Origin of the sequence: Duganella sp. CF517 (assembly GCF_900110275.1) — a bacterium.
Lineage (GTDB): Bacteria > Pseudomonadota > Gammaproteobacteria > Burkholderiales > Burkholderiaceae_D > Rugamonas.
In genome coordinates this window covers 369,551-383,754 of sequence record NZ_FODC01000003.1, presented here as the reverse complement: position 1 = coordinate 383,754, position 14,204 = coordinate 369,551, and the positions used below count along the sequence as shown (strand labels likewise).

8 protein-coding genes are annotated in these 14,204 nt (G+C 66.7%); 3 read left to right on the top strand and 5 right to left on the bottom strand.

Annotation, left to right across the window (positions count from 1 at the left end; translation table 11 throughout):
• The first annotated feature begins 52 nt into the window (after positions 1 to 52).
• The 3 genes from BMX85_RS13370 to BMX85_RS13360 all read left to right on the top strand — a co-directional run bounded on the left by BMX85_RS13370 (position 53) and on the right by BMX85_RS13360 (position 7,195).
• Positions 53 to 2,032, top strand: coding sequence for a peptidase U32 family protein (locus BMX85_RS13370; protein WP_090318581.1), 1,980 nt, complete (start codon positions 53 to 55; stop codon positions 2,030 to 2,032).
• Between the two features lie 373 nt (positions 2,033 to 2,405).
• On the top strand, positions 2,406 to 5,486 hold the full coding sequence (locus BMX85_RS13365; RefSeq protein WP_090318578.1) for a TonB-dependent receptor: 3,081 nt from the start codon (positions 2,406 to 2,408) through the stop codon (positions 5,484 to 5,486).
• A gap of 32 nt (positions 5,487 to 5,518) precedes the next feature.
• On the top strand, positions 5,519 to 7,195 hold the full coding sequence (locus BMX85_RS13360; RefSeq protein WP_090318575.1) for a glycoside hydrolase family 43 protein: 1,677 nt from the start codon (positions 5,519 to 5,521) through the stop codon (positions 7,193 to 7,195).
• A gap of 20 nt (positions 7,196 to 7,215) precedes the next feature.
• On the opposite strand, the gene gspK is transcribed toward BMX85_RS13360, so the two are convergent.
• The 5 genes from gspK to BMX85_RS13330 form a co-directional block, all read right to left on the bottom strand.
• Positions 7,216 to 8,196 carry a type II secretion system minor pseudopilin GspK gene (gspK, locus tag BMX85_RS30475; RefSeq protein ID WP_177196743.1) on the bottom strand — a complete coding sequence of 327 codons (981 nt, stop codon included), beginning with the start codon at positions 8,194 to 8,196 and terminating at the stop codon, positions 7,216 to 7,218.
• Positions 8,196 to 8,852 carry a PulJ/GspJ family protein gene (locus BMX85_RS30470; RefSeq protein WP_090318566.1) on the bottom strand — a complete coding sequence of 219 codons (657 nt, stop codon included), beginning with the start codon at positions 8,850 to 8,852 and terminating at the stop codon, positions 8,196 to 8,198. The genes gspK and BMX85_RS30470 overlap by 1 nt, the downstream gene beginning before the upstream one ends.
• Entirely contained in the window at positions 8,852 to 9,754 is a 903-nt protein-coding gene (locus tag BMX85_RS13340) for an SMP-30/gluconolactonase/LRE family protein (RefSeq protein WP_090318563.1), read from the bottom strand. The genes BMX85_RS30470 and BMX85_RS13340 overlap by 1 nt, the downstream gene beginning before the upstream one ends.
• A gap of 22 nt (positions 9,755 to 9,776) precedes the next feature.
• The gene (locus tag BMX85_RS13335; RefSeq protein ID WP_143067972.1) at positions 9,777 to 11,378 is read right to left on the bottom strand and encodes a glycosyl hydrolase family 18 protein; all 1,602 of its coding nucleotides are present in this window, start codon (positions 11,376 to 11,378) and stop codon (positions 9,777 to 9,779) included.
• Positions 11,379 to 11,494: 116 nt separating this feature from the next.
• Positions 11,495 to 14,164: a TonB-dependent receptor gene (locus tag BMX85_RS13330; protein ID WP_090318558.1), complete on the bottom strand. Its 2,670-nt coding sequence runs from the start codon at positions 14,162 to 14,164 to the stop codon at positions 11,495 to 11,497.
• Positions 14,165 to 14,204 lie beyond the last annotated feature (40 nt).

Below are 14,204 nucleotides of genomic sequence, written 5' to 3'. Positions count from 1 at the left end.
GTCAAGCGTCGATTTCGCTATAATCCCCCCTTTCATCGCAACGGATCACGCCATGACTTTGCTAGCCCATCAGCTCGAACTGCTGTCGCCCGCTAAAACCGCTGAAATCGGCCGCGAGGCGATTTTGCACGGCGCCGACGCTGTCTATATCGGCGGCCCCGCCTTCGGCGCGCGCCACAACGCCAGCAACTCGATCGAGGAAATCTCCAAACTGGTGGCGTTCGCGCACCGCTACCGCTCGCGCATCTTCGTCACGCTCAACACCATCCTGCACGACGCCGAGCTCGACGCCGCCCGCGCGCAGATCTGGCAGCTGTACGAGGCCGGCGTGGACGCGCTGATCGTGCAGGACATGGGGCTGCTGGAGATGGACTTGCCGCCGATCCAGCTGCACGCCAGTACCCAGTGCGACATCCGCACGATGGAAAAGGCCAAGTTCCTCGGGGACGTCGGCTTCTCGCAGCTGGTGCTGGCGCGCGAGCTGACCATCGAACAAATCCGCAAGATCCGCGCCGAGGTCGACACCCCGCTCGAATACTTCATTCATGGCGCGCTGTGCGTGGCGTATTCGGGCCAGTGCTACATCTCGCACGCGGACACCGGCCGCAGCGCCAATCGCGGCGACTGCTCGCAGGCTTGCCGCCTGCCCTACACGCTGAGCGACACCAAAGGCCGCGTCGTCGCGTACGAAAAACACCTGCTGTCGATGAAGGACAACGACCAGAGCCGCAATCTGGAAGCCCTGGTCGACGCCGGCATCCGCTCGTTCAAGATCGAGGGCCGCTACAAGGACATGGGCTACGTAAAGAACATCACGGCCCACTACCGCCTGCTGCTCGACGAGATCCTGGAGCGCCGCACGGAATTCACGCGCGCCGCCAGCGGCCGCACCGACATCATGTTCACGCCCGATGTCGACAAAACCTTCCACCGGGGCCACACGGATTACTTCGCCCACGGCCGCGAGGACGGCGACATCGGCGCCTTCGACAGTCCCAAATACGTCGGCGTGGAACTGGGCACGGTCACGCGCATCGCCACCGACCACTTCGACATCACCACCAACGCGCCGATGGCCAATGGCGACGGCCTGAATTACATGTACAAGCGCGAATCGTTCGGCATCCAGGCCAACACCGTCAAGAAAATCGGCGCCGGCGCCGATGGCGAGCAGTGGCGCGTGTTCCCGAACGAGACGATCGGCCTGCTGACCGGCTTCAAGGTCGGCGCCTCGATCCTGCGCAACCGCGACCACCACTGGGAGGGCGCGCTGAGCAAGAAATCATCGGACCGGAAAGTCGACCTGCACCTGTACCTGAGCGAGTACGAGCATGGCCTGCGCCTCGCGCTGCGCGACGAAGACGGCATTCTGAGCAGCACCGACGCCGCCATCGCCTTCCAGCCCGCACAGCAAGCCGAGCAGGCGGAAGCGTCGCTGCGCGCCAGCCTGTCCAAGCTGGGCGGCACCATGTTCTCTGCCGCCAGCGTGCAGCTGAACCTGTCCAGGCCGTGGTTCGTGCCGGCGGCCGCGATCAACGCGCTGCGGCGCGACGCCATCGAGGCGCACGAAGCGGCGCGCCTGGCGGCCTGGGACCGTCCGACGCGCAAGCCGGCCGCCGAACCGCCGGCGGTCTACCCCGACACCCAGCTCAGCTACCTGGCCAACGTCTACAACGAAAAGGCGCGCGCGTTCTACCACAAGCATGGCGTCAAACTGGTCGCCGCCGCCTACGAATCGCACGAGGAAGCGGGCGAAGTGCCGCTGATGATCACCAAGCACTGCCTGCGCTTCTCTTTCAACCTGTGCCCCAAACAGGCCAAGGGCGTGCAAGGTGTGCAGGGGCAGGTCCGCGCCGAGCCGATGACGTTGGTCAGCGGCGACCACACCTACACGCTGCGGTTCGACTGCAAACCCTGCGAGATGCACGTGGTCGGCGCCATGAAGCCGAACATCCTGAAGTCGGCGCCGCCGTCGAACATCCCGTACAGCCCCCTCGTCTTCCACCGCCAGCGCCCGCGCGCCGCCACCTGAACACCCCCGGGGTCAAGTCTGTCATTCAGACACGGGGTCGACCGTACCCCCTCGGGGTCAAGTCTGTCATTCGTACACGGATTGGACCGTAGAACGCTGTACTGTCCAGCTCGTGTCCGAATGACAGACTTGACCCCGGTGTTGGTAAGCGCCAAATGGTTACGCATATCAAATCGCCCTTCACACTTCCTTTCCGCAGCGCATAACATAGACCCGCACCCCGCCAGGCCTTGTGTTGTTCTAAATGGTTGCGCTTATCAAATTTTGTTTGAAGTTGTTGACTTTGCTCAAGCCGCCTCCTAGACTTGGCGCTGTCGTGCTGAAAAAAAACAGGAAAAGCACGCCAGTACCGATAAAAAACAGGAGACCAGCAATGAATCAACGAACGATCGCTAGCCGGCGCGCGGCGCTTGGGCTGACCGTCATGGCCAGCATGATCGCCCAGGCCTACGCCCAGCAAACCGCACCCGCCGCCGACACCACCGCCGCCACCCCCGCCGCCACGGCGGAGGCGCCGATCACTAGCGTCCAGGTCACCGGTTACCGCAACAGCTTGCTGTCCTCGGCCCGTGACAAGAAGGAGTCCGTGGGCTTCCAGGATTCGATCAACGCCGAGGATTTCGGTAAATTCCCCGACAAGAACCTGGCCGAGTCGCTCAGCCGCGTGCCCGGCGTCGGCGTGTCGCGCGACGTCACCGGCGAAGGCATGACCATCCAGATCCGTGGCCTGGGCTCGTCGTTCACCAAGATTCTGCTGAACAATTCGCCGATCGCGGTGGCCTCCTCCGGCCCGATTGATGGCGCTAACACCAACCGCGAAGTCGATCTGGACCTGTTGCCGACCGACCTGTTCACCAAGCTCACCGTCAGCAAGAGCCCGACCGCCGGCCAGATCGAGGGCGGCGCCGCCGGCGTCGTCAACCTGCGCAGCGCGCGGCCGTTCGACAAGGAAGGCAAGCAGTTGTCGATGGGCCTGACCGGCACCAAGCAGCAGATCGCCGACAAGGCCGGCATGCGCGGCAACATCATCGGCAGCAACACCTGGGACGGCAAGTTCGGCATCCTGGGCGGCATCTCGTTCTCGCGCCAGCAGGCCCGCACCACCGGCTTCGAGACCGTCGGCTGGACCAATCCCAACCTGACCGCGTCGCAGAGCAGCTCCCCCACCCGCAACAATACCGGCGGCGGCAACTGGACCATCCCGGCCACCGTGCCGGCCGGCGCCGGCAACGGCCTCGTCGCGGGCACGCCGATCGACCAGGCCTTCCTGCTGGCTCACAATCCGGGCCTGACGATCGGGCAAATTGATAACGCCATCATTCCGCGTCTGGGCCGCACGATGGAGTACTACGGCACCAAGGACAAGATCTCCGGCGTGTTCGCCGCCGAGTACCGTCCGACGCAGGACCTGCACTTCTATCTGGACACCATGTACAGCAAGAAGGACGACGACATGACGCGCAACGGCTACACCTGGGCCGTGCGCAACAACGGCGCCATTCCGCTCAACATGACGGTCGACAAGACCGATTGCGCCAACGGCTGCACGGTCACCTCGGGCACCTTCGCCAATGCGCTCAACTTCATCGAGTTCGGCCCGCGCAAGGACAAGGTCGACCTGCTGGGCATCAATCCCGGCATGGAATGGAAGATCACGCCGAAGCTGTCGCTCGACGTCGCCGGTAACTGGAACCGCAGCCGCTTCACCCACGAGGCGCCGACCGTCATGCCGATCACCGCGCCCAACAGCGGCAACACCATCACCTATTCGAACAGTGGCGGCGTGCCGTCGATCGTCTCGAACCTGGACTTGAACAACCCGGCCAACTATCAGTGGGTCGGCGGCCGCGTCAACGTGCAAAACGAGTTGCGCGAGACCGAGACCAAGGGCTTCCATACCAACCTGGCCTGGGGCGACAAGAAACTGCTGATCAAGGGCGGCTTCGCCTGGGACGACATCGATCGCACGATTCGCGGCCAGGACAATTCCGCCGCCTGGCAGGCCGCCGTCTGCGGCAACAATCCGACGGTGTTCCTGCAAGGCCCGAACGGCGCGCCGCCATGCAACGGCGCCAGCACCCCGGGCGCCAGCGCCGCCGCCTTGTATCCTGGCTATGGCACCGGCTACACGGCCGGCCAGACCGCTCCCCTCACCTACCAGGGTTCGCTGATCACCAACGCGGCGCTGCCGAGCTACCTGACGCCCGGCCAGTACGGCAACCTGGCGCTGGACTGGGATCGCTTCCGCCAGGATTCCAAGTACGACTACTACAACAGCACCGCGCCGGACACGGGCGCGTCGTCGACCGGCGCCAGCGCCGGCTACATCCGCGAGAAGTCGAAGGCGGTCTACTTGGAGGCGAGCGGCGAATTGGCGCCGGCCGGCTTCAACACCCGCTGGAACGTGGGCGTGCGCTATGTCCGCACCCAGCAGCAGGTCGGTTCGCGCAATTCGTTCAGCGATCCGCGCAACGCCACCTTGCCGCTGAACGGCAGCAAGTATCCGAACATCGATTCGTGGGTCTACCAGGATTCGGAGTACAGCAACACGCTGCCGTCCGGCACCATCGCCGTCGATGTGGTCAAGGACGTGGTGGTGCGCGCCGCCCTGTCGCGCAGCATGACGCGCGTCAATCCGAATTCGCTGCGTCCGGGCGTCAATTTCTCCGGCGTCTCGGCGGATACCGGCACCCAGGGCAATCCGAACCTGAAGCCTTACCTGTCGGACAACATCGACCTGGGCATCGACTGGTACACCGGCCGCGAAGGCTATGTCTCGGTGACCGGCTTCCAGAAGCGCGTCAACGGCTTCACCGTCGACGAAAACGTCACCTTGCCATTCTCCGCGCTGGCGCAGTACGGCATCAACTACGGCACCCTGATTCCGACCCAGCAGCTGGCGATCGATTCGCGCGGCGGCCCGGACGTGGCCACCGTCGTCATGACCCGGCCGCGCAACGCCGAGGGCATCCTGCGCATCCGCGGCCTGGAAGTGGGCTGGGTCCAGCCGCTCGACAAGCTGTTGCCGATCAAGGGCTTCGGTTTCAACGAGACGCTGACCTTGATCAACCAGAAGGCCAGCGGCGAAGGCTCGAACGGCTTCATCGCGCTGGGCGTGCCGAAGAAGACCAACAACTTCGGCGTCTACTACGAGAACCACGGCTACATGGCGCGCTTCATGCACACCTACTCGCAGGGCAGCCAGGTAGCGACGGCCAACCAGAGCGGCATCACCCAGGCGGCGCTGTTCAGCGACACCTACAAGCAGTGGGACTTCTCGTCGAGCATCGAGCTCGACCAGGTGTTCGACCGCGAGGGACTGCCAATGATCACCTTCGACATCGTCAACCTGAACAAGGCCAAGCGCCGCGGCTACTTCCAGTTCCCGAACGCGACGATGTCCCAGTATGATCCGGGCCGCACCTTCGCCGTCGGCCTGCGCATGAAGTTCTAACGCAGCCAGTGCCGCACTTTTAGGGTTAATACATGAATCAAAAAATCTTACTTGTCGCGGCACTGTGCGCGGCGTCGGCGGCCCATGCCGCCGCCGAAGCCGCCGAAGCCGCCGCGAGCGCGCGCTTCGAGCGCTTCAGCTACGCCGGCAGGTCGCAGGAGCAGGCCAAGCCGCGCGCCGGCGAATTCCTCAATCCCATCCTGTCGGGGTATTTCCCCGACCCGTCGATCACCCGCGTGGGTGACGACTACTACATCGTCAATTCCTCGTTCACCAATTTCCCCGGTCTGCCGATCATGCATTCCAGGGACTTGGTCATGTGGACGCAGGTCGGCAACGCGCTGGACCGCCCCGAGCAGGTCGACTTCACCGGCGTGCGCGGTTCGCAGGGCATCTACGCGCCGGACATCTCGTTCCACAACGGGCGCTACTACATCATCACCACCTGTTCCAGCTGCCCCGGCGGCATGGGCAACTTCGTCATCACGGCGGACAAGCCGTCCGGCCCCTGGTCCAAGCCGGTCACCATCCAAGGCTTGAACGGCATCGACCCGTCGATCTTCTGGGACGGGGACAAGGCCTACGTGGTCCACAACGACGCCCCCGTCGGCACGCCGCGCTACGATGGCCACCGCGCCATCTGGATCACCGAGATCGACCCGGTCAGCTTCCAGCGCGTCGGCACGCCGAAGGTGCTGATCGACGGCGGCGTTGTGCCGGCCAGGAATCCGATCTGGATCGAAGGCCCGCATCTGCTGAAGAAGGACGGTTACTATTATTTGATGTGTGCCGAAGGCGGCACCGGGGACAACCACTCCGAAGTGATCCTCCGTTCCAAAGACGTGATGGGCCCGTATGTGCCCGGACCGGCCAACCCGATCCTGACCCAGCGCGACCTGGACCCGGCCCGGACGAATCCCGTCACCACGACCGGCCACGCCAAGCTGGTGCAGACCAGGCAGGGCGACTGGTGGGCGGTTTTCCTGGCCACCCGCCCCTATCCCGGCAATTTCTACAATATCGGCCGTGAAACCTTCCTGCTGCCGGTGACGTGGAAGGACGGCTGGCCGACGATCCTCGAGCAGGGCAAGCCGGTGCCGTACACGCTGGCCAAGCCCAAGTTGCCAGCCCAGCCGGTGCCCGCGCTGCCGATGAACGGCGACTTCAGCTACGTCGACGAATTCGACAAGCCGTTGTCCGCCGCGTGGATCGGCATGCGCACGCCGCGCGCCCAGCTGTACCAGATCGACAAAGGCGACCTGGTGCTGCAGTCGGGCCAGCCATTTGGCAAGCTCGACGGCGTGCCCGGCTTCATCGGCCGGCGTCAGCAACACCACGACGCCACCGTATCGACGGTCGTCGACTACGCGCCCCGGCGCGACGGCGACCGCGCCGGCCTGGTCGCCGTCCAGAACGATGCCAATTATCTGTTCCTGGGCGTGACGCAGGCCGCCGGCCGCCGCGTGGTGGCGCTCTACAAGTACGAGGACGGCAAGGAAACCTTGCTGGAATCGGCGCCGGTCGCGGACCAGCGAGTCGAGCTGGTCATGGAGATGCGCGGCGGCCGCTCGGCCTATCGCTACCGCAGCGGCGGCCAGGTCAAGGCGCTCAAGAGCGACGTCGACGTGACGTTCCTGTCCACGCAAAAAGCCAAGGGTTTCGTCGGCGTGGTCATCGGCCCCTACGTGCAGGCGAGCGGGACGGATTAGCCAAGCGGGACGCGGTCCGGCTATGGCTGGCGCGTCCACAACAGCGCGATCGGGGCCGCGCCACCGCGCGGCCGGTATAGCAACGAGACGGCCTGCGTTTCGGCGTGCTCGACGCGTATCCGGCTCTCGACCAGAAAGTAGTCGCTGCGCAGGCCGACGCGCACCCCGTCGAGCACGGAACTGTCGGGCAGCGCCGCGCTGAATTCGGCCATGCTGCGGAAGTGGGCCTGGCCGCGGCGCCGCGCCAGCGCGCGCGCCTGCGCCGGCGACAAACGCGTGGCCGCCGCCAGCAGCTCCGGCGGCGCCGTGTCCAGATTGAGATCGGCCGGCGCCGGCAACAGGACCACGAAAGCGTCGAGCGCCGCCAGCACCTGCGGCGTGTATCCGGGCACCTCGGCCAACTCGTCGAGCCGCCCGAGGGCGACCCGGCGTCGGACGGATGTGCCCGGCTCCGCGCCCGGCTGGCCGGCGGCGACCGCCAGCGCGGCGCGCATGGCCAGCGCGGGATCGAGCTTAAGGCCTGTCAACAGGCGTTCGTAGAGGCGGATTTCCGCCGGATTGATGGTGCTGGCGTCGGCCAGGTTGGCCAGGTTGTAGCGCGCTTGCGCGTCGACGATGCGGCTGGCGATGCCGGCGTCCGATGGCGCCGGCGCGGCGTCGGCGCCGGTCTCCGGATCGCGTGGGCCGTCGGCGCCGCCGTCGAGCCGTATCCGCGCCGGCCCGGTGTTCCAGCCGCCGTCCAGCGTGGTCAAGGCAGGCGAGCGTTCGGCGTCCTCGCGCAGCGTTTGCCGGCACCAATCGAGGCCGGCGCGCAGTACCCAGCGCGCCCGCGCTTGCAAGCGCTGGTTCTCCATCATGCGCACCTGCACCTGCTGTTGCCAGAACAGGCTGGCGACCGCGCTCACGGCCAGCGTGGCGATCAACAGCGCGGTCACCATCGCGATGCCGGCTTGCCGCCGACGCCTGGCGCCGTCGCGCCGGGTGGGCGGCATCAGCCGCATCAGCCGCCTCCCAGCATGAACATCCGCATCAGCGGACCCACGCCGTCGGCGGGCCGCAAAACGACTTGCAGCCCGAGGGCCTCGGCCGATGGCGGCCGCACCACGCGGCGCGTGCGCATGCGGCGCTCGGCCGCAGCTTCGGCCGCGCTCGCCGCCTGCCACGTGCCGCCGCGCCAGGCGCTCGGCTCGAACGCCGCCACCCGCGTGTCCAGCGCCACGCTCGCCGGCGGCACCGCGCCCCGCAGCGCCGCGCTCCACGCCGCCCGTAGCTGATCGAGGTCGCGCGTGGCCAACGAGGCGCCGCGCATCAAACGGGCGCCGTCGCCGTGGTAGACGACCACCTGCATGTGGTCGGCGCCGCCGTCGCCGGCGACGGCGCGCAGCAGCACCAATCGGCCGGGCGCCACCGACAACGTCGGCTGCCCGTCGAGCGCCGCGCTGCGCATCAGTTGCGCGCAATCGGCTTCCAGCTGCGCGAAGGCCAGTTGATGGCCGCGCATCGCGTCGAGCTGCGCGGACAGCGCCATGCGCGAGGCCAGCACGCCGTCCAACGCGCGCCATCCCAGCACCGTCATCAGCGCCAGGATCAGGATGGCCACCAGCAGCTCGACCAGCGTCAGGCCGCCGGCGCGCCGTCGACGCGCGCGCGCGCTCATCACGGTTCCCGCATGCGCCGCCACTCCAGGCCGGGGCGGTCGACGCGGATTTGCAGCAGCCGTTGGTGTTCGACCTCGGTCACGTACAGCGTGCGCCCGTCCGGCCCGCCGAAGCACAGGTTGCTCGGCCGATCGCCCGGCAGCGCGATCTCGCGCAGCAACGCACCGTCCGGCGCCAGCTTGACGACCGTGCCCTTGCCGAAGCGGCTCACGTACAGGTTGCCGTCGACATCGACGCGCATGCCGTCCAGGCCGTAATCGTCGAAACGGCGCAGCAGGCGCTGGTCCGACAGCGCGCCGTCGGCGCCGATGGTGAAGGCCTGGATGGTGCGCTGCGCGCTTTCGCCGACATACAAGGTGCGCCCGTCCGGACTGACCTCGATGCCGTTGGCGGTGCCCAAGCCGGAAGCCACCAGCGTGACCTTGCCGTCGCGGTCGATGCGCCAAACGCGGCCGGTGCCGTGCTCCCAGTCGGGGTCACTGGCGTACAGCACGCCAGCGGCGGTGATGGCCAGGTCGTTGGGCTGCGACATCGCCGCCTCGTGCGCATGCAGACGCGGCGTGGCGTCGCCGGGCGCGAAGCGGTAGATGTTATGGCCCACATAGTCGGCCACATACAGCGTGCCGTCGCGGTCGAAGCGCAGGCCGTTGGGAACGGAGGCGCCGGGTAGCAGCGCGAACTGGCGCGCCGCGCCCTGCGGCGTGACGATGCCGATCGCCTGCTGGCGGCCGAAATTGGCCGCGTAGATGTTGCCGGCGCCGTCCACCGCCGGCCCCTCGATGCCCGCCGTGAAGCTGCGCTCGGCCGTCAGCGGCGTCGCCGCGAACAGCCCGCCCGGTGCCAGCGGCGCGCCCGCGCCCAGCAGTGCCGCCGACAGCAGCAGCGCGCTCATCGAACCCATTGCCCACCTCCGTGAAATGACATCAATGGCCCAGCACCTGCAGTTCCCTGACCGCGCCGCTCCAGGACGAGGCGCCGGTCCGTCCCGACACCCGTACGCCGGTCACACCGGCAAGCGCGGCGCCGCTGAACGTATAGGTGGCGCCGCCGGCGGCCGCGCTGTTCGGGTAGGCCGGACTCACCGCCCAGCCCGATTCCACCCAGGTCGATCCGTTCGTCGTGTACTGCAAACTGAGGCCGGCCTCGAAGTAGCCGTTGCCGTAGGTGTCGATGGCGCCGTGCAGCAACTTCGCCGACGAAACGGTCTTGCCGGCGCTCCAGGTCACGCCGGCCGCCTGCCAGCGCTGGTTCCCACCCTCGCCCGCGCCGCTGAGCGTCAGGCTGGCGCTGGTGTTGCCGTCGTTGACCGCCGGCGCGGCCGCTTTGTTGGTGTTGGCGGTGGCGGCGGTGTTGGCGGTCCACGCATAGCCGGTGCCGCTGGTGGCGATATTGCCATCGGTGGTACTGCCGCCGCCCAGGCCGGCGGCCACCGCGCTCCAGAAGCCGCCGTCCTCGTAGCCCATGGCCCAGACGCTGGCGCCGCCCAGCGCATAGGTGTTTACCAGCGCCGCCTTGGCGGTGATGCTTTGGGCGTCGTCATACCACAGCACCGGCTGCTTGTTGGCGGTGGTCCATTCGGTGCCGTCCGGCTGCTGCACCACCGTGCCCCAGGTGGCGTAGGGCGTGGCCGACGCGGTGTCGCGGCGCTTGACCGCGGCGTGGGCGGCGATCACGTCGTTGTAACCGGACACGCCGTTGGTGCCCTTCCAGTACACCATGTTCCTGGTGCTGTAGTCATAGCCGTAGGTCGGCAGGCCGTGCAGCACCTTGGCCGCCGGCACGCGCGAAACCGCGTACGCCAGCTTGGACTTCATCCAGTCCAGGCCCGCCTCCGGTCCCGGCCAGGTGGCCGAGCTGGACGACGACCAGCCGGGACCGACTTCGTCGTACGTCATCAGCTGGAAGTAATCGACCGCCGCGCCGATGGCCGCGTAGTCGTAGCCGGCCAGGTATTCCGGCTGGCCGTCGCCGCTCATCGGCGGAATGCTGATGATCAGTTTTTTGTTCTGGTTGTGCAGGCCGGTCGCCAGCGCGTTGATGAACGACGTCATCTGCGTCTTCATCGCCGGCTGCACCGCCTCGAGGTCGATGTCGATGCCGGCGAAGCCGTTGTTGACCGCCAGGTTGACCAGGTTGGCGACGGCGGTGGCGCGGCTGGCGGCCGTCGCCAGCAAGCCGTTGCTGACGGCCGGATCGAAGCCGCCGTAAGAATTGCTGTAATCGGAAACGGTCGGATACAGCGGCAGGTTCTTGCCCTTGGCGAAGGCGATGATGCTGTTGGTGGTGGCGGTTAGGCCGCTGCTGTCGATGGCGCCGTTGGCCAGCATGGCGTACGACGAGCCGAGGCCCACGGCCGACAGGTTGGCGTAGTGGGCCTGCAGGTTGGTGTACGACTGCGCCACCTGGCCGTCGGTATAGGCCAGCACGAAGGCGGCGCAAGCGTCGCCGCCGAAGGTGGCGGCGGCCAGCGCCACGGATGCGGCCAGCGCGCGCAGGCGGGTTGGAACAAATGGGATAGCGATCACGGCAAGTCTCCTGGTTGTATGGATTTCGGGAACGACCGGGCGTAGTCCGCCCCGGCGGTCCGCGCGCGGACCGCCGTTTGCTGCTGTACCACGGGCAAATCAGAAAATGCCGGCGCCTACCATTCGGTGCCCACGCGGATGCCGAACATGCGCGGATCGTTGTAGGAAGCCAGCGTGAACGTCGATTGCGGGCCGCCGATGCCGCCCCACGTCTTGGCGCGCACGTCGCCGACGTTGCGCACATAAAGTTCGGCATGCCACGGGAACCTCGCCCCGCTCGGCGCGCTCAGGCGCAGCGCGGCGTCGACCTGGCTGTAGGCCTTCTGGCCGTCGGACAGGTGCGGCGTATCGAGGTTGCGCAGCGAGAAGAACATCTTGTCCTGCCAGCGCCACTGCACCCACGGCGACAGCGACCAGCCGTCGTTGAAGTAAAAGTCCTGCGAGAAGCTCAGGGCCATGGTCTTCGGCGGCGAATACGGCAGGTGGTTGCCCACCACGTTGTACGGACGCAGCTGCGCCAGCGATGGATCGGTGCCGCTGTAGTAGTCCGGGCATGGCGTAACGCCCTGCTTGGCGCGGGCGTCGCAGCCGATATCGTCGCTGTAGGTCGGGTAGTCGGCGATCTTCGCGCTCAGCAGCGATGCCGAATAGCTGATGCGGGCGTCGCGCCATGGACGGTACTGCCCTTCCAGCTCCAGCCCCTTGATGTCGGCGCGGCCGATGTTCTGGGTCGAATACCAGCTGATGACGGCGTCGCAGGCCGGATGGTCGGCGTCGCAGGTGCGCTTGCTGCGGCCCACGGTGTGCTGGCCGGTCGCTTGCATGTCCTTGTAGCGGCTGTAGAACACCGTGGCCGACAGCGTCAAACGGTCGTCGAGCAGCTTGCCCTTGTAACCCAGCTCCAGGTTAGTGACGGTCTCCGGCCGGTACGGCAGGAACGAGTACTGCGGTCCCGGCGGACCGGAGGCGCAATCGTAAGGCTTGCCGTTGGCGTCGAGCTCGGTGCCGCACAGGTTGAAGCGGTCGTTGAAGCCGCCCGCCTTGTAGCCGGTCGACAGCGAGGTGTAGACCATGTTGCGCGGATCGAGCTGCCACGTCAAGCCCAGGCGGCCGGTGGTTTTGCTCCACGATTCCTCGTGGTTGCTGATCGACGACGCCGCCGGGAACACGCCGCTGCCGTAGTAGGCGCCCATGCCAGGCTTGAGCAGGCCCGAATTGACGCCGGTGTAGCCGGGCGTGCCGGGACCGCCCGGATCGAGCATGCCGTTGAAGTAGTCCTTGCCGTACGATTCCCAGAACTGGCCGTTGTTGTCGGCGCGCTTGTCCTTGCTCATGCGCACGCCGGCGGTGAAGTTCCACGTCGGCGCGAACTGCCAGTCCGCTTGCGCGAAGGCGGCCTTGGACTCCGATTGGCGGTCGGGCTGGTGGTAGAAGTTGGAGTACGGGTAGCCGCTCGGCCCCTGGTTCAGGTAGTCCTGGCCGAAGTCGATGTTGTTCTTCTCCTTCATGTAGAACAAGCCGGCCACATAGCGCAGCGTGCCGAAGTTCTGGCGCAGCTGCAGCTCGTGGACGTCGGAGGCGAACTTCGACGCCATCGTGTAGGTGGCCGCGTCCACCACCGGCCAATGGTCGCCGCCGGCGGCGGCCGTGGCGTCGACGTCGGCCTCGATGTTCTGGTAGCCGGCGTCGGTGTCCTGCTGCTGGAAGCGGCGCTGCACCGCATGCGCGTAGCTGTATTCGATGTCGGTCTGTTTATCGAGGTTCCACACGATGTTCGAGCGCAGCGTGCGGATCGACATGTCGGTGATGCCCGGCACGTTGATGGCCACGTCGTACTTGCCGCCCTTGCAGGCGTAAGGGGTGCCGGCCGCCTGCGCGCAATCCTTGAGCGCCAGGTCGCCGGCGTCGTTGTTCTGGTAGTTTTCGTAGGTGAGCAGCCATTGCAGGTCCTTGTTGACCTTCCACAGGCCGGACAGGCGCGCGGCCCATTGGTCGCGGTTGGTGTAGTAGTCGCTTTTGGCCACCGGATGGTTGCGGCGCTGGTCGGTGTCCGGGATGCCGTCGGCCGGGAAGCCCTTCGACGGCATGTTGACGTCGTAGCGGTCCTGGGTCTGGTTGATCCAGCCGTCGCGCTTGACGCCCATCGCGGTGAAGCGCAGCGCGATGTCGTCGGACACCGGGATGTTTTGCACCACGTTGAGCTGGCGTTGGTTGTAGTTGCCGATGTCGAGTTCGACGCTGCCTTCCTTGCTGCCGATCACCGGCTTGTTCGGAATGATGTTGATGCTGCCGCCGGTCGAGTTGCGGCCGAACAGCGTGCCTTGCGGGCCGCGCAGGATCTCCAGCCGGTCCAGGTCGAACAGCAGCGCCAGCGCGCCCTGCGGACGGGGCGAATAAATACCGGCGACGTGCAGGCCGACGGCCGGGTTGCCGATCTCGGTGAAGTCGGAATTGGACACGCCCCGTATGGCGATCTGCACGCCCGAGCTGCCGTCGACCGAGCCGCCCAGCTGCAGATTGGGCACTTCGCCGGACAGCGACTTGACATTGACCGCGCCCTGGCGCGTCAGGTCCTCCTGGGTGACGGCGGTGACCGCGACGGGCGTTTTCAGCAGGGACGTGCTGTAGCGCGTGGCGGTGACCATCACCTCCTGGATCGTGTCCGCCGACTTGGCCGTGCTGGCGGTGCCGGCCGCCTCCTGGCCCAATGCCGGCAGCGCCAGCACCGCCAGCGCGCCGGTGACTGCAGAGCTGATCAGGGTCTTCCTGCGATTCAAATCAAACATGCTCTTTCCTCTTGTAGGCGTGACGGACATGCCGTCATCT